Source organism: Microcoleus sp. AT3-D2 (assembly GCF_036705715.1).
Classification (GTDB): Bacteria; Cyanobacteriota; Cyanobacteriia; order Cyanobacteriales; family Microcoleaceae; genus Microcoleus.
In genome coordinates this window covers 1-17675 of record NZ_JAUBVE010000105.1, presented here as the reverse complement: position 1 = coordinate 17675, position 17675 = coordinate 1, and the positions used below count along the sequence as shown (strand labels likewise).

12 protein-coding genes are annotated in these 17675 nt (G+C 45.6%); 6 read left to right on the top strand and 6 right to left on the bottom strand.

Going from position 1 to position 17675, the window contains the following annotated elements; all coding sequences use genetic code 11:
- The first annotated feature begins 88 nt into the window (after positions 1-88).
- Positions 89-901 (top strand): TIGR00297 family protein, encoded by an 813-nt coding sequence (locus tag QUB44_RS28360; RefSeq protein WP_333372683.1) that lies wholly within the window; start codon positions 89-91, stop codon positions 899-901.
- A 168-nt stretch (positions 902-1069) separates the two neighbouring features.
- Here QUB44_RS28360 and hetR read toward each other — a convergent pair whose 3' ends face one another.
- The 4 genes from hetR to QUB44_RS28340 all read right to left on the bottom strand — a co-directional run bounded on the left by hetR (position 1070) and on the right by QUB44_RS28340 (position 5789).
- Positions 1070-1975 (bottom strand): heterocyst differentiation master regulator HetR, encoded by a 906-nt coding sequence (gene hetR, locus QUB44_RS28355; RefSeq protein WP_333372686.1) that lies wholly within the window; start codon positions 1973-1975, stop codon positions 1070-1072.
- Positions 1976-2828: 853 nt separating this feature from the next.
- Positions 2829-3056: a hypothetical protein gene (locus QUB44_RS28350; RefSeq protein ID WP_333158055.1), complete on the bottom strand. Its 228-nt coding sequence runs from the start codon at positions 3054-3056 to the stop codon at positions 2829-2831.
- 604 nt (positions 3057-3660) lie between these two features.
- Entirely contained in the window at positions 3661-3888 is a 228-nt protein-coding gene (patX, locus tag QUB44_RS28345) for a heterocyst-inhibiting protein PatX (protein WP_333158053.1), read from the bottom strand.
- Between the two features lie 98 nt (positions 3889-3986).
- A complete protein-coding gene (locus QUB44_RS28340) occupies positions 3987-5789 on the bottom strand; it encodes an FAD-dependent oxidoreductase (RefSeq protein ID WP_333372681.1) in 1803 nt (600 codons plus the stop codon).
- 397 nt (positions 5790-6186) lie between these two features.
- Between QUB44_RS28340 and cysC the strand changes: the two genes are divergently transcribed.
- The 5 genes from cysC (at position 6187) to QUB44_RS28315 (ending at position 14510) form a co-directional block, all read left to right on the top strand.
- A complete protein-coding gene (cysC, locus tag QUB44_RS28335; protein ID WP_333158050.1) occupies positions 6187-6711 on the top strand; it encodes an adenylyl-sulfate kinase in 525 nt (174 codons plus the stop codon).
- A gap of 37 nt (positions 6712-6748) precedes the next feature.
- Positions 6749-8470: an SLBB domain-containing protein gene (locus QUB44_RS28330; protein ID WP_333158047.1), complete on the top strand. Its 1722-nt coding sequence runs from the start codon at positions 6749-6751 to the stop codon at positions 8468-8470.
- 143 nt (positions 8471-8613) lie between these two features.
- Entirely contained in the window at positions 8614-10938 is a 2325-nt protein-coding gene (locus QUB44_RS28325) for a polysaccharide biosynthesis tyrosine autokinase (protein WP_333158045.1), read from the top strand.
- Between the two features lie 422 nt (positions 10939-11360).
- Positions 11361-12728 carry an NAD-dependent succinate-semialdehyde dehydrogenase gene (locus QUB44_RS28320; protein WP_333372679.1) on the top strand — a complete coding sequence of 456 codons (1368 nt, stop codon included), beginning with the start codon at positions 11361-11363 and terminating at the stop codon, positions 12726-12728.
- 144 nt (positions 12729-12872) lie between these two features.
- Complete coding sequence (locus QUB44_RS28315) at positions 12873-14510, top strand: acetolactate synthase large subunit (RefSeq protein ID WP_333372677.1); 1638 nt, start codon at positions 12873-12875, stop codon at positions 14508-14510.
- Between the two features lie 130 nt (positions 14511-14640).
- On the opposite strand, the gene QUB44_RS28310 is transcribed toward QUB44_RS28315, so the two are convergent.
- Both QUB44_RS28310 and QUB44_RS28305 read right to left on the bottom strand, forming a co-directional pair.
- Entirely contained in the window at positions 14641-16398 is a 1758-nt protein-coding gene (locus QUB44_RS28310) for a GTPase (protein ID WP_333372675.1), read from the bottom strand.
- Positions 16399-16411: 13 nt separating this feature from the next.
- Positions 16412-17590 (bottom strand): hypothetical protein, encoded by a 1179-nt coding sequence (locus QUB44_RS28305; protein WP_333372673.1) that lies wholly within the window; start codon positions 17588-17590, stop codon positions 16412-16414.
- Positions 17591-17675 lie beyond the last annotated feature (85 nt).

The following is a 17675-nucleotide window of genomic DNA, read 5'->3' as shown; positions in this document are numbered from 1 at the left end:
CCCGTCAGGGAAAGAAGCAGAAACCTAAGTTGTGAGTCTTAGGAATCCTCGCCCTTATAGGGCGGGGTGGATGTCAAGGAGGTACTAAATGCAGAATTCAGAATTGTTCTTTCATTATTTATCTTGGTCTAATCCTTGGTTGGTGGCGATCGCCCTAAATACAGTTTTACTCGCGATCGCCACCATTGCTCCTAAAAAATTGCTCACTCCCGCTGGCCAATTTCACGGCTGGATATTGGGCGTCCTCATCTGGGGCTGTTTGGGATGGGAAGGCTATGCTGTGGTGATGTTTTACTTTCTTGTCGGATCTGGAGTTACCCGCATCGGCAAAGCCCAAAAAGAAGCAGAAGGCATAGCCGAAAAGCGTTCAGGCGCGCGAGGTCCGGAAAATGTCTGGGGTTCTGCTTTGACCGCTACTCTTTGCGCTGTGGGAGTTTTGGCATTATCTATTTTAGGAGAGACAGGCAAGATGTCTGTGCCACAAGATGCTATTTCCCTGTTATTGCTGGGTTACGCGGCGAGTTTTTGCACTAAACTTTCCGATACCAGCGCCAGCGAAATCGGCAAAGCTTACGGGAAGCGGACTTTTTTAATTACCAGCTTGCAGCCTGTACCTAGGGGTACCGAAGGGGCCGTAAGTTTGGAAGGAACGATCGCAGGTATTGTCGGCTCAATTTTGATTGCGCTTTTAAGTTGGGCCGTCGGTTTAATAGACTTGACAGGAATTCTTTTTTGTGTTATTGCAGCTTTTATTGCCACGAACATCGAGAGCGTGATTGGGGCGACGGTGCAATCAAAGTTTGAGTGGCTGACGAACGAGGTAGTAAATTTTTTTAATACACTCATAGGAGCGATCGCTGCGATTATTTTAGCGGCGACCTGGAGAGCTTTTTTAGCTTAGTTAATCCTGGACACATTCGCGATCCAAGAAACCGGGTTTGTTACGATAATTGAAACGATTAACGGAGTGTTTTTGGAAAAAAAGTCGATCGCGCACTCCAGAGCTATTAGCTATTAATCATTAGTCTCAAGCAATCAACTCATGACTAATGATTAATAGTTAATCAAACTAAGCGTCGTCTTGCGGCCCAAAAACCATTTGTAAAATCATCGTCGGTTCGCCCCGCTTGTGATAGCGATCGGCCCAATTGCGAATAATTTCATCTAATTCTTCAAGGGCTTGGTCGAGCCGATCCGGCGGAATATCCAAAGTCTCCATAATTCGCATCACATTCGGTTGTTTTTCCGCCCAATCCTTCATCAGCCGGAAATATCTAGCCGTATCCTCAACCATAGTAAATGTCCGCTCTTCCTGCTCTGCAGGAGAATAAGTAGCGCGGGTGAGGGCATAAAACGGCATTCCCCAAGGAGAATCAATGCGAGTTACTGTCCCAGAATAGATCAAGCGCCGCTTAATGTGTTCTGCTAGAGCTTCACTCAAAGGCATTCGCCTTTCTGGAGACATATCTTCTTGCGATCGCCTGTGCAGAAACTCAATCAACTCCATAAACTGAAAAGAATTGATCAGTTGAGCGTCTGGCGGATTAGGAGGAATTTTGCCTTCGAGATATTTTTTTTCATCTACAGTCAAATTGTTTCCCGGAATGCGAGGGCGTCCCGGCATCCAACCATACTGTTCCAGCCAGACATAAGGAAACTGAATCAAATATCTAGGTTCTTGGGAACCCAACATTTTCAGCAATTTTCCCTGAGTCAGAGCTTCCCGGACTTCTTCAACAATCACCTTCACCCGTTTAGGCTCAATGTGATGCAAATGTCCGGTCATCCGCAGGTTGTTGTCCTGCTCCATATAAGTCATATAAATGGCACACTTAGCCGCCGTTGCGGCCGCGTCTAGAAACGCCCCGTGCCTGTGCCCACTGGTTCTCATGGCGCTAAACGCCAGATATAGCATGATCTGATCCATTGCACTAGGGCTGAGGCTTTTGACCAGATCCAAAGAGTCATTTTTCATCACTATCCCCGAAATAGCCAAATTAGGAGGCATTTTGTCATCCTCCATTAAATTATTGCGAGAGCGCCGAATCAAGCATAGCCGACTGTCGCCGGAAAGCTTGCCAGCTACCCTAATATTCAGGTTAGTTAATTTCCCTGAGGTAACAGGGGCATGGGCTTAAAGGCTATCCACACCGCATAAGTGATTCTTATTGGTGGCCAATTTAAGTAGATTGCTGCACCCTCTGCGCTGACAGTTTACCTATATATAAGTTAGTTATCGCAAGTTAATTATAGTGCAGCGGTTGAAAATTAAACCCTACCTGTGGGGGGGAGAAGGTAAATAACTGTTGCGATGCCAGGAATTTGAGGCGACTCCGAGCCCCTAATTCTTGAATAGTCATGGATGCCCAAACCCGGTTCGATCGACTAAAATAAGGCTGTTGCATAATTGCGGGAAGATTTTGATGGTTTTGTGGGATGGGATCTCGTAGCCCGTCCGCTGTATTTTCACAGCAGGCGGAACACCCCACAAGAATCCTCCTCAAATTGTGCAACCCCAAAATAAGGGGTGGAGCGCGAGGGATATCGGCTGAAAAACTCAGATGATCAGAGGCCTGTGGGTAATTCCTGTTTAATTGAAGCGTTTTCAATACAAAACCGCCACATACTAGAATCTATCTCTAGGTAGATGGCGGTTTAAGGTTTATATACTAACATTTTTTACACAAAAAAGAATCTCCTCAGAACTGTCCACAAAAAGTGCAGTTGTCGCTTAACCTGAAAAACTAGAATTCCAGAAAATCCGATCGAGCGATCGAATGAACGGCCCAAAGCAACTCAGTTGTGGTCATCACTTGCGTCCATTGCCATTAGAAATCTTGTAGCGGATGAGTGTAAACAGTAGGCTCAGTAAAATTTCTCCGTTCGGTGTCCCTCCGAGGACGGCGATTGGGCCTGTGTTCAGTTTGGGCTGACAACATATATTGGGCGGTGGCAGTTTCGACAATGGGGAGTGAAGATTCAAAAGCTTGAGCGGCGGTGGCACTCAAGGTAATGCCCAACAGGCTCAGTAAAGCAATTGCAGTGTAGGTTTTCATGGGTAGTATTCGTCGTGTCAGTATCTATTTAGAGATACGACATTACCCAGGCTGATCAGGATTAATTTCCCTCAAATTATCAAACTCTAGAATCAGCAATCCGAAATTAGGGATCACGAATTATAAGGAAGAAGAAGAAGGAATCAGGCTTTAGTTAAGCTATCGCGCATTTAAATTGTATTCTAAAATCCTTGTATAAAAAGCGGAAAATTATCTTTCCCTCTCCCTTTCTCACCATCTCCCCCTCCCGAAGCAACAGAGACTTTAGATGCGTAGCATCTGATCTATCAGAGCAGTCAGAAGTCGATATAAAATGGAATAAATAAAATCTCTACGTTCAACAATAAAAAATGCTAATTGCACTACCCAGGAGGTTACAATAATATACAAAACCGCCAAATACGAGCTTCAATCTCTCGATAGATGGCGGTTTAAGGTTTATATGCTATCATCACTCACATAAAAGAAGATCCTAATGACTGTAAACAAGAAATGCAGTTGCCTTGTAAACCTGAAAAACTAGCATCCCAGGAAATCAGATTGAGCGCTCGACACGGGCGGCAGAAACTAACTCAATAACGGAAATCGCTTTCGTCCAATGTCATTAAAATGCTTGTAGTTGATGAGTGTAAAGATTAGGTTCACTGAACTCTCGGCGTCCGCTGCCTCTTTCTGGAGAACGATCGCCCCTTTGTTCGCTTTGGGCGGATAAAATGTATGAAGCGGTGGCAAATTCGAGCAGTCCGACGAGGGATTCAAAGGCTCGAACGACAGTGGCGCTCAAAGTAACGCCCAAAAGACTCTGTAAAGCAATTGGTGTGTAAGTTTGCATGGGGTTAGTATCCGTGTCATTGTCTATTAACTGATACGGACTCTCCCCGATCGATCAGGATAAATTTCTGTGAATTTTTCGGATCTCTGCAAAAAACCTTACCCCTTCAATTCTAGGGCTTCCGCCAGCAGCCAAGCACCTGCCGAATTCAGCCTGCCCCATACTGTCAGAGGCTTTTCGGTTTCGCAATTCTGTAAAAATCTGTCGGTTTCCGAGTCCAAAGTCACGAGTTGCCAAGTTTGATCGGCTAAGGATGCAGGGCTTGTCAGCGTTATTGTCCAGTCTTGTTCGCCGAGGCGACGGAAAATGCCCGAAAATTGGCTGTGGGTATTTGCTGTTTGACTGCTTGGTTTCTCTACTGACTCCTGACATTCGCCGCTGGCGGGATATGCTTGGGGTCGATCGAGATAATAGCGTTGCCAATCGAGCCAGTCCGATCGATCCCGTGTCAAATTAAATAAAGGAATAACCGCCGCACTCGCCTCGGAATCTTGCAGCAAAGCTTCCTGCAAAACTCTCACCGGCAACTCCCGCGGCTGACATCCAGATTCCGCGCACAAAGCCGCCGCCATCCCCGCCGCCTGTCCAATATTCATTACCGTCGGTTGCAAGCGAGTTGCACCGTTGGCGATGTGAGAGACGGAAATATTTTTTTCGCACACTAGCAAACCGTCTACACTCGCAGGAATTAGGGCGCTGTAAGGAATGGTAAACGGAGTTCCCGTCCAGCGCCCGCCCCAGCGAATAGATTTGGGCTGCAAGGGAATGTCGCCACTGGTGTAGTGGTGATCATTGGCATAGTTGCCGATCGCAATTGTTTCACAAATTCCCTCAGAATTTATCGGCAACTTCGCGACTCTTCCACCGACAATAGGCAAAATATCTTGTTCTGTGACTGTACTTATCCCTCGCAAGCGCCGACTTTCTCGGTAGTAAGGATGTAAGGCAAAGGAAGAAAGAAGGGAAGAATTTTGTTGATTGTCGATCGTTGAAATCGGGAAAATATTCTGTGCTAAGCCGTACCGGCGGCCGAGTTGCGTTTGAATGAAACGGGCGAAACTTTGAGTGTGCCACCGACTTTCTTGCAGGAATTCTTGTCGAGATGCTTCAGATGCAATTAGTCGATCGACTCCTTCACCATAATCATTACCTCGAATCGGCCAATTAATCATCAACAATCCCCCTGGCAGCCTGCCGTAATTGAGAAATTTTTCGGGAGTGTAACCGTCCCAAGCACCAGTAAATCGATCGGGATTGTCAACAGGCGGCGCGGGAATTTCTGGCCGGGCTGCACCTTTACCAAAATCCTGCATGATTGCCACCCAAGTCGGAGCTTGCACCGAATACCTTTCTGTGAGAGCATTAGAGGCAGTCGGCGCGCTGGGTTCTCCCCACTCGGCTTGGAATTCCCAACCCCAGCGGTGCCCAACTTCCGCTAAAGCCAGCAAATCTCCCAATTCCGTTGCATCTAAAGTGATTTTGGCCGAAACCGTAAAATCTGCAAACTGAACGCCAGAAATGCGATCTCCTTCATAAATCACATCTTGAGCAGTTTGTCCACAAATCCACTGTAAGTTCGGCAAACATTTAACCCAATCAGCGAAAATTTCAGCACCTGTGCGGGGATCGTAAGTAAAAAAACTTACCCAGCCCCAATCCAAACCTCCCGGCTGTCGCTGCTGGAGTTCCCGCAAAAACGCGCCCCACAAACCGGTTTGAAAAGCTGCTAATTCATTGCCATCGGGGGCAGAAACGCCAGCCGAAGTCAGCATTCCTCCCAGCCAGGGGAATTCGCTTACTAAAATTGTTTTGGCACCTCGGCGGGCTGCTTGCACGGCTGCTGCAGTGCCGCCGGTGCCGCCACCGACTACCAAAACATCTGCTTTCAAAACGGAAGACATAGGCAATACCATTTGAGATTTTAGGTTTATGGCGAAAGGCTCAGTCAGGTGATCCGTGCGGTTAACCCTGCAGATAGATGTTCGGCGTTTGTCATTTTGGCATAATGTTAAGCTAAGGTGTTCCGTGCGTACCCTGCGGATAGATGTTCGGCGTTGGCGATCGCGAATTGAATTTTACTGTGTAAAGACTTGACAAATAATCAATCGGGAATTATGCAGCGAGCGCACAATTTTGTTACTAAGTGACCGCAGGAGCGATCGCAAATTTTGATTTCTCATTTTTGGCGCGTAAATATTGCCAATATGACACCGCGAATAACGATAATAGAAAAAAGGGAACTGCATCTATAAAGTTTTACGTCTTAATAATTTCCCAGTTACTAATTAACGGCTGAAAATGGAAAAAGGTTTTATCCTATGGTTCACCGGGCTGAGCGGCTCCGGCAAGACAACTATCACCAAAGCTCTCGAACCTGAATTGAAGGCAAGAGGTTGCAAAGTTGAAATATTAGATGGAGATGTCGTTCGCACCAACTTGTCAAAAGGTTTGGGATTTAGCCAAGAAGACCGAGATACTAATATTCGGCGGATTGGATTTGTAGCTCACCTGCTGAGCCGCAATGGAGTAGCGGTAATGACCGCAGCTATTAGCCCCTACAGAGCAATTCGCGACGAAATTAGAGCAATGGAGCCCAATTTTGTTGAAGTATATATCACAGCGCCGTTAGAAGTGTGCGAAGGTCGCGATGTCAAGGGGTTATACGCTAAGGCGAGAGCCGGAGAAATTAAGGGTTTTACGGGAATTGACGATCCTTATGAAGAACCGCTTAATCCTGAGATTATGTGTTACACAGAGCGAGAAAGTGTGGAAGAGAGTGTTAAAAAAGTTCTCAGCAAGTTAGAAGAGTTGGGTTACATTTGATGTTGGCGGGGTTGGATAAGGATAGGGGCAAAAAGCGATGGTGGTGAAAAGTTATTCGCGCAAGGTGCAACTTGAGAAAAAATCTCACCCTTCTGTCCCCTTTGCGGAGAGGGAAGGTGAAGAATTTCTCCCCTTTCCTGCAAGGAGAGGGGATCAGGGAGACGTTTCCAGCAAAAGTTGCAAGCTAAGTTATTGGCCAAGCAATGCTGTCAAAAGTTTAATTGCCCAAAGTTTAACAGTGTCAGTGCTCGCGGCGGTTGGTTCATCTCCTGCAGCGGCCCAGTTTATGCCTCCTCCTCCTCCTCCTGCTGATACGGGTTCTCCTGTACAAGTACCCGCAGCGCCGGGATTTCCGGAATTTCCGGCAAGTGCACCTTCAAGTGTACGATCGGAAGTTTACACTTTGGGAGCGGGCGATCGTATTCAAATGGACATCTTCAACGTCCCGGAATACAGCGGCCCCAACGGTCAACACCAAGTACAGGCCGACGGTTCCCTGAGTTTGCCGTTAATTGGCAGCGTTTCGGTGTACGGGATGACCTTAGAACAAGCTTCTAATGCTGTTAAAGACAAATACGGCAAATACCTTAAACGTCCTTGGATTACCCTGAAACTGCTGGCGCCGCGTCCTTTGCAAATTGCGATCGCGGGCGAAATCAACCGCCCCGGAGCCTATACAATATCCTCAGCAGCAGGCCCCGGAGGCACAGCAGAGCAAATGGGAACTCAAATGCCAACGATATCGCGGGCTCTGCGAATGGCCGGTGGAATTACCCAGTCAGCAGACGTGCGGCAAATCAAAATCCGCCGGCCCCAGCGCAACGCACCGGAACAAATTATTAGTGTGGATTTGTGGGAATTATTGCAAAACGGCGATTTGCGGGCCGATATGACTTTGCGCGACGGCGATACTATATTTATTCCCACTGTAACTAGCCTCAACCGCCAAGAAGCACCGACTTTAGCAGTAGCTAACATTACCGGACAAAGCACTCAACCAATTAATATTGCTGTGGTGGGCGAAGTAACTCGCCCCGGTACTTATACTTTGGCAAAAGAGGCTCAAAGTAGGGTACAAGAGAATGAAATGGGTGAAAATTCTGGTTTGTTTGCTGCCAGCGAAACCAACGGCGGGGAAACTGTTTTGCAGCAAACTGTAACGAGGGCAATTAAAATGGCGGGCGGCATTACGCCGGTAGCTGATATCAGACAAATACAAGTTCGCCGCCTGACACGGGCGGGTACAGAGCAAATTATTAATGTGAATTTGTGGCAACTTTTGGAAGGGGGAGATGTATCCCAAGATTTAGCGCTGCAACAGGGAGATACGGTAATCGTTCCCAAAGCCGAAAACCTCGATGCAACCCAAGACGAACAAGTTGCTAATTCTAATTTTTCACCGGATACGATTAGGGTGAACATTGTAGGAGAAGTCGTGAAACCGGGAGCGATTGCGGTGCTGCCCAACACTACTTTAAATCAAGCGCTGGTAGCAGCGGGAGGTTTTAATAAAGCGCGGGCCGAAATGGATTCGGTGAATTTAATTCGCCTCAATCCTAACGGCACCGTTTCGCAGCTAAATATTAAGGTGGATTTTTCCGCAACTGCCAATGAAGAAACTAATCCCAAACTGCAAAATAATGATGTAATTATGGTAAGGCGATCGGGTCGCGCTACGTTCTCGGATAATGTAGGCGGGACTCTCGCTCCTCTCAGCCCGCTGTTAGGAATATTTCGGTTGTTCGATATTTTTCGGTGATTTGAATAGACTGGCATTAAGGCCTCAGAAACCAGGCTTCTAGAAAAAATGGCGGTTTGGTAATGAAATATCGAGGAATCAACCGATTTCCTGAGAATCCGCCACCAATACAGACGTTTAAACTAATAAGTTGTAGAAATCAAATGAAACCAGGGAAACAATCTCAAGTAGCACTGTTTAATCATAAAAAAGCCGCTAATCTGGAAAAAATGTCTTCTGGGCTTTATGAAGAAGATAAATTTTTAGGCAGAAACAAAACCGAGGCAGAAGAGTTAAGTTTTTGGGAAGTTTGCCGCAGTCGATCAATCTTAGTCATCGGCGTAGCAGCGGCAGTGACTACCGGAGTTTTCGCCTGGACACTGAATCAAAAAAGCGAGTACGAAGGGCGCTTTCAATTATTAGTAGAACCAGCCGTTACGCAAAATACTTTAGCCAAAATCTACTCCGGTGAGCTGAAACTGCAACCAGCGGCCCCAGCGACCCAAGAAAAGGGCGGTTTTGACTACGAATCCCAAATTCAAGTTTTGCAAAGTCCGCAAGTAATGGCGCCGATTATTAAAGAGTTGCAGGCTAAGTATCCCGAAATAAACTACAATTACCTTTTAAACCAAAAAGCAGATAATTTGCCGTTATCTCAGGAAACCAGGCTGTCAATTAATCGCTTCAAAAATACCAAAATTATAGAAGTTAAGTATCGGGATTATGACCCGAAAAAAATTCAGTTTGTTTTGGAAAAAGTTGCGTTAGGATACCGCAACTACAGCGTGCAAGATACCACCACTCAAATTAGTCAGACTCTGGATTTTGTAAAATCGAAAATTCCCAACCAGCAAAAGCGCCAACAAGCTCTGCAAACAGAAATTCAAAAATTGCGGCAGCAGTACAATTTCATCGACCCGCAAATTCAAACGCAACAACTCGCGCAGCAAATCAGTGAACTTCAAACGCAAAGATTGGAAGCGCAAACGCAGCTCAATCAGCAGAGATTGCTCTATTCCAATCTGCAAAATCAGCTCGGACTTAACCAGCAGCAAGCGCTGATGGCCTCGGCTCTGAGTCAAGCTCCCCGCTATCAAGGGATGCTGACTCAATTGCAACAATTAGAAGGGGAAATTGCGATTAACTCGGCTACGTTTACCGACGAAACTCCGCAAATGCAATTGTTGCGAGAACAGCGCAAGAACCTGATTCCTTTGTTGAAGAAAGAAGCCCAACAAGTTCTGGGGACGGATTTAGCTAAGGTAAGTTCACAAGTGCTGGCTTTTCAAGATCCGGTGCGGATTAAGTTGATCGAGCAGTTTGTCGGTACTGCTAATTTAATTCAGGTGCTGGGTGTACGGAATCAAGTTTTGGAACAAGCTGCTAAGCAGTTGAACCAATACTCTCAAAAATTCCCGGTGATTTTGCGGCGCTATTCCGATTTGCAGCGCGAGTTGGATTTGACTAACAATACGCTCAATGGTTTGCTGGCAAAACAGCAAGCTTTGCAGCTTGAAGCTGTGGGCAAAAAAGAGGTGGCTTGGGAAGTTATTGCTAAGCCGGAAATTCCGCGTTACAAAAATGGCGAGTTGATGGCTGTTGCTCCGATTATGCCTTTGAATTTGGCTTTGGGGGGATTGGCTGGTTTGCTATTTGGTATGCTGGCGGCGCAGTTGGCGGAACGGTTTAACAATAAAACGGTGTTCCAAACTCCAGAGGATGTTAAACAGTCGATTCGCCTGCCTTTGTTGGGGGTAATTCCTGCTAGCGATAAAATTTTGAGACTTCCTCCTGCTGAGACAAGCCCGGTGGATGTGGCAATTTCGCCGATGCCGACGGATGCTTTTCAAGAAGCTTTTCGATCGCTCAATGCGAATATTCGCTTACTAAACGTTGAAACTCCGATTAATTCTTGCGTAATTACTTCTTGTCAAGTAGGTGACGGCAAGTCTACGGTAGCAGTAAATCTGGCGCGGGCGGCGGCTGCAATGGGGCAGCAAGTGCTGTTGGTGGATGGGGATTTACGGCGCCCGCAGGTACACGAAATGCTGGGTTTACCGAATTGGCAAGGCTTGCACAATGTGATTGCTGATGATGTGGATGTGCAACAGGTGATTGTGCGATCGCCCCGCGATGAAAATTTGTTTGTGTTAACTTCCGGCCCGGTTCCTTTCGATCCCACAAAGGTGCTTTCTTCCAAAAAAATGCAGCATTTAATGGCAGCTTTGTCAAGTCATTTTGACTTAGTTATTTACGATACTGCACCACTTTTGGGTTTGGCGGATGCGAATTTGTTGGCGGCTCACACTAACGGATTGATGCTGGTAGTGGGGCTGCATCAAACTGAGCGGGAGGCGCTGTTGTTGGCTTTTGAAGATTTAAAAATGGCGGGAATTCCGCTGTTGGGAATGGTGGCGAATAACGATAAAGGCAGCAGGTATTACTATCAGTCTTACGTGCAGGATTACGTTCAGGAACAGTCGGTTTGAGGGAGATGAATTGAGAAATGTGTAGTGGAACAGGCCGTCGCGCCTGTTCTTGAGAATGCAAGGCGGGCGGGACACCCGACCAGATATTTCCTCGATCTTGCACCATTAATTGTGAATCAAGCTTTCAGGGGCGGGCGTTCCGCCCCGCAAGAACATTTAACTTTTATGGAACAGGCCGTCTAGCCTGTTCTTGATATTTGTGCGTGATTTCAGAAAGACAAATTTTCTTAAGATTTGCGATCGAGACTCTGAACTATAATTAAAAGTAGAGAAATTTAAACAAATCGCGGCACTTGCAAATTGGCAGGACCTGAAAGAAAACGTGGCTGGTAAATTCCTATTTTGTAATACCTTGATACAACTCCCTGCCTCGGCTGAAAACTAGCAGGGAGTTTTGTGTTTTTTACACAGGAGATGAAACAATGGCTATTGCTACTATCAATCCGGCAACGGGAGAAACGCTGAAAACTTTCGAGCCACTTGCGGATGAGGTAATAGAAGCTAAGCTGGAATTAGCACAGCAAGCTTTTAAGAAATACCGCCAACTGCCGTTTGAGCAGAGAGCTCTGTGGATGCAGAAAGCTGCAGACATCTTGGAGCGCGATCGCGAAATTTATGCTGAAATGATGACCCTGGAAATGGGTAAAACGCTCAAATCTGCGATCGGCGAAGTGGAAAAATGCGCCTTAGTTTGTCGGTATTACGCCAAAAATGCCGCTCAATTTATGGCAGACGTACCGGCAACCACTGACGCTAGCAGCAGCTTTGTCCGCTACCAACCCCTCGGCCCTATTTTAGCCGTTATGCCGTGGAATTTCCCATTTTGGCAAGTTTTTCGGTTTGCGGCGCCCGCACTGATGGCGGGCAATGTCGGCTTGCTCAAACACGCTTCCAACGTGCCTCAGTGCGCTTTGAAAATCGAAGAAATTTTTACGCTTGCTGGCTTTCCCGAAGGAGTTTTTCAAACTTTGTTAGTGGGCGCCGACAAAGTAGCCAATATCGTTGCGGACGATCGTATAAAAGCAGCAACTCTCACCGGTAGCGAACCAGCGGGTGAAAGTTTGGCAGCAAATGCGGGCAAAAATTTGAAAAAAGTAGTGTTGGAATTGGGAGGAAGCGACCCATTTATTGTGATGTCCAGCGCCGATTTAGCAGCAGCTTTATCAACTGCTGTGACATCCCGGATGCTCAATAACGGTCAATCTTGCATCGCCGCCAAACGCTTTATTTTAGCAGAAGAGATTGCCGACGAATTCATCAAAGGATTTGTCGAAAAATTCAAGCAATTAAAAGTAGGCGATCCGATGTTGCCAGAAACCGATATCGGCCCTTTAGCTACTCCCGCAATCCTCAAAGACTTGGACAATCAAGTGCAAACTTGCATCCAATCGGGAGCAAAAATTCTGACAGGTGGCAGCCCATTGTCAGAGAATGCCGGCAATTTCTACTTGCCAACTATTCTGGCAGATATTCCGTCGAATGCCTCTGCCCGTCAAGAAGAATTTTTCGGGCCCGTAGCTTTAGTATTCCGAGTTGCAGGCATCGATGAAGCGATCGCCCTCGCAAATAGCACATCTTTTGGCTTGGGTGCGTCAGCTTGGACTACAGTAAACTCAGAGAGCGATCGCTTTATTTCCGAACTAGAGGCCGGCGCGGTATTCATCAACGGTTTAGTAAAATCCGACCCGAGATTGCCCTTCGGCGGCATCAAACGCTCCGGTTACGGACGCGAATTGAGCATCCAAGGAATGCACGAATTTGTTAACATAAAAACAGTGTGGGTGAAATAACCTCCCGCTCTATCAACCGATCGCACAAATCTACATAAGCCTGCGTTTATCTGCGTTTACCTGGGGTTAAAAAGTCCCATTTAGTATTTTTGCGATCGGTTGAAAAAGACCCACAACCCCCATTAACCGAGGAGAAAAACGGAAATGAACACAGCTCAACTATTGGTAAAATGTTTAGAAAATGAAGGCGTCGAATACGTCTTCGGACTTCCCGGAGAAGAAAATTTAGAAATTTTAGAAGCCCTGAGAAACTCTTCAATTAAATTTATTACTACTCGCCACGAACAAGGCGCCGCTTTCATGGCAGACGTTTACGGTCGTCTCACAGGCAAAGCCGGCGTTTGCTTGTCCACCTTGGGCCCTGGCGCAACTAACTTAATGACAGGAGTTGCTGATGCCAACTTAGATGGCGCTCCTTTAATAGCAATTACCGGACAAGTCGGCACAGACAGAATGCACATAGAATCGCACCAATATTTAGATTTGGTCGCTATGTTTGCACCAGTTACTAAGTGGAATGCTCAAATTGTCCGCCCCAGCACGACGGCAGAAATTGTCCGCAAAGCCTTTAAAGTAGCTCAAAGTGAAAAGCCGGGAGCAGTTCACATTGACTTACCTGAAAACATTGCAGCAATGCCTGCTGAAGGAATGCCGCTCACCAAAGACAACCGCGAAAAAACTTTTGGTGCTTACCAAAGCTTGAATAAAGCCGCTGTGGCAATTTCCAAGGCAAAAAGTCCTCTACTTTTAGTAGGAAACGGCGCGATCCGCGCTAATGGCAGCGATGCTTTGACACAATTTGCTACTCGATTGAATATTCCCGTAGCTAATACTTTCATGGGCAAAGGTGTAATTCCTTACACTCATCCTTTGGCACTGTGGACGACGGGATTGCAAAAACGGGATTATATTAGTTGTGCTTTTGAAGAAACGGATTTAGTGATTGCTGTTGGCTACGATTTGATTGAATATTCCCCGAAGAAGTGGAATCCAGAAGGAAAAATTCCGATCATTCACATTGGATCTTTGCCAGCAGAAATTGACAGCAGTTATATTCCTCTTATAGAAGTTGTGGGGGATATTTCTGATTCCCTCAATGAAATTTTGCAGCGTGCCGATCGCATGGAGAAAGTAGACCCTTTTGCTAAGCAATTGCGGGCGGATATTCGCGCTGGGTACGAACAATATGCAGCCGACGATGGTTTCCCGATCAAGCCACAAAAACTCATTTACGATTTGCGGCAAGTCCTGGGCCCGGAAGATATTCTTATATCTGATGTCGGAGCTCACAAAATGTGGATCGCGCGACACTATCATTGCGATCGCCCGAATACCTGTTTGATTTCCAACGGCTTTGCGGCGATGGGAATTGCAATTCCGGGTGCGGTAGCTGCAAAACTCGTTTATCCCGATCGCAAAGTAATAGCAGCCACCGGCGACGGTGGTTTTATGATGAATTGCCAAGAGTTAGAAACTGCTTTGCGAGTCGGTACTAATTTTGTGACGCTGATATTTAATGACGGCGGTTACGGGTTAATTGAATGGAAGCAGCAAGATTATTTTGGTCATTCCGATTTCGTCAAATTTGGCAATCCCGACTTTGTGAAATTTGCGGAAAGTATGGGTTTAAAAGGCTATCGAGTGGAATCTGCCACAGATTTTATTCCGATTCTGAAAGAAGCCCTGGCTCAAGATGTCCCTTGCGTGATTGACTGTCCGGTAGACTATCGGGAAAATGCGCGTTTCAGTCAATTATCTGGGGATATGAGTTGCAATTTGTAAGAGTAGCCCGGAATCAGGAAACGGCACTGCCGTTTCCTCCATCGCCGCGTTGTTGATGGTTATATCCGATCGCCCTTAAATCGCGCTTTTTGACAAGTTGGGATGTAAGGGCGATCGCTCTTTTTCAGATTCAAGTATTCAGGTTAGCTGCTGCCTTCGTGATGTACTGGATAATCCCGTCAAAATCCTTACGGATTTCTGCCAGTTGTTTTACCCAAGTATTAGAAGCATAAATCACTTCCTCTTCCTTCTGACGAGCGGCTGCAATTTGCTTCTCAATCTCTCCGTAAACCTGTTGCTCAAATTCAAATAGCTGTATTTCAATTTGATTTTCCAAGTCTTTGGCTATTGATTGAAATTGACTCGTAATATCGCGACGGACCTCAGCCATTTGCCTTTCTCGCTCATGTTCCTGTTGCATTTGTAAAATATCTAGTCCTACCGAAACAAGTGCTAGAGCTGGTCCCAGAAATTTAGCAGCATTGCCGATGTTTTTAGCCATACCAACCGCCTGCCAAGGCTTAAACTTAAAGCCGACAAATTTTCCCACAGCCACAACACCTTGATGTAGACCGCTTCCTGCTACATCTATAGAACGTAGAAATCCTTGTTCAGCAGCGGTTTTTGCAAAACTCCTCGATGCCAAAGTGGTCAGCTTCACCCCGGCTGTCTCACCAATTTTTTTAAGCAAGTTAACTTGGCTTTTTAGTCGCTCCATATCCATAGCAGCCCCCAGATTTTGGGCTGATATATTTTGATTTTTATCTAGGCAAGCAACAAAACTCTTGACTAGATCACCTTCTAGCACTTTTTCAACCTCCTGCCGGATATCTTCAACTGCTACATTTACAGCATCTTGCAGTTTGGTTTCTGCTTTCTCATAGTGCTTCTGCACATTCAGTTCAGCTTGTTTATTCAGATTTTCAAATTTCTGCTCGCTACCTACTGCTGCGGCAAGAGTGTTGCCTTCGCTAGCAACTCCTGAAGCCATCTCTAGGGCTATATTTTTAACTTTAGTTCCCAGGCGATCGCGCTCTTTACGCACTGTGCGAGATAACCGTGTCAGCACTTCAAAAAAAGTTGAATCTGCGCCTGAGTTGCGAGTAAAGCTCAACTGAGCCTCATCCACACAGCTTAGAGCAATTCGGACTGGTGTATCAAAACGAGCAAGAGAGCCTCGACGTTCTACAAACTGATTTAGAGCATCAATAAAAGTTGGAAATCGGCTGATTTCCGTCAGAAAATCATCTTTATCATCAATGCCTTCACAGTAGTCTTTGGCATCGATAAAGCAGATCGGAAATTCATCAAGACTGTAAGGCTTCAGTGCATCGGCAAGACTTTGGCGGTAGTTGGAAATCTTTTGCTCTTCTTCTCCTGCTTCATCAGACATTTTATTGATGACTAACATCATTTTCCAGCGATAGCCTTTTTCATAGGCTAACTTCTTGAAATTCTCTGCTGTCAATGAGTCAAAGAGCATATAGGTGAGGCAAAAAACCAGCAAGTCAGATTTGTTAATGGCATCATAAGTAATCTCATCGTGATCTTGGCGGTCTGTAAAAAGTCCAGGCGTATCAATTAGCTTGATGCCGTTCCAGTCATAATTGGTCGTTTTATCAGTAGCAATATCAGCATCAATGCGGATATCGCGCCGCCCCGTCATGGCAGAGATAATAGTTGATTTACCAGCACTGTATTGCCCGACAAAAGCTACACCTAGAATTCCCTGTTCTTGATACTCTTTTAATTCATCGTCCACTTTTTTGCGGATAGCTGTTAGTTCCGATGTATTTCCCTGAGCCAGTAAGCTGTCAAATTTTACTCGCGTTTTGTTGAAAAATGCACCGACATCGGCAGCTTGAAAGTTGGAGTTGTTCTGAGTCATGTTAGTTTAGTCCTTATTTGGGAGATTTGAGATCGCTAAAGGAAATATCCTCTTGAAGGATGTGTTTAATATCCTCTAGTGATTTTCGTGGTTGAACTTGGGATTTTGTGACAATCTTCATGTTGCGCCCTAAATCTCGTTCGACTGTAGCAATGATTTGGTTGATACACTCATCTGTCATAGTTTCATATTTTTCAGCACACCAGTCAAGGATTCGCTTGGCATACGCACGATTGAGATAATTTTCTGTACCAGATAACTTCTTTTTTGCTCGTTCGAGATGAGTCGCGATCGCATCTAGTCCTGCTATCAATTCTTCAAAATAGATATTGATATTTTTGGTTACAAAATCAGAATACTTACCAAAATCTCTCTCAGCCTGCTGTAGAGTGTTTTGCCTCTGAGTGTTGAGTTGCGTTTCCAATGAAGTTGAGATATTGATAACCGCCTCGCGTCGCTTTTCATCTTTGGATTTAAACATTCCAACAATCCCGCTAACCACAGCACTTACAATCCCGATAGCGAGACCCACAGGAGGGGCGACGAATAAGGCTATAATAGTTCCTGCTATCCCTAGAATGCCTCCACCAATTCGCACAAAATCTCGAAAATTGTTTGAATCCTGCTCAGTAAAGTTGAAGTCGCTACTACCAAGCTCAGATATTAGCTGTAATTCATTTCCTATTTCCTCCAGAACTTCCTGAACTTCCTTATTGAATTTTTTGCTAGCCTCTTCATAAGCTATCTTTAAGCGTTTTTCAAATCGAAGTGCTTTTAATTTTTTTTCCCATTCCTGCTTCATGGTAACTTCGTTACAGTTCCAATGATCTTCTGCAAAAGATGGAACAGCTTCTATAGCATCTTGAAAAATTCTCTCAATTTGTTGCAGTAAAGAGTCTTTAGCATCCTTAGCTGCTTTTCGGATGTCCTTTTGGATTCCCTCGCGCTTATTTTTCAGCATCTCTGTCAATTTTTCATAGACTAAAGCTTGTTGATGTACCCACTTATAAGGATTATCAATTGCGCCTACGGTAGACCCAAGCAATGTCTGAGAGCGACGAATCGCGCCATGATTAACCAGAGATACACGGATTGAATCTAGAAAATCCTGCATCCGGCTTGCTTTAAAAAGCTCCTTTTTCTTCTCTTCGTGTTTTGGTTCGCGGGAAAGCTGGGCCGCCAGCAGCATCACAGGAACAATAGACCTCTTGCGAAAGTGCGCTCTTTCTAGGTAAAATAAAAGAAAAAATTAGCTTAATAATATGAACTACGAAGAA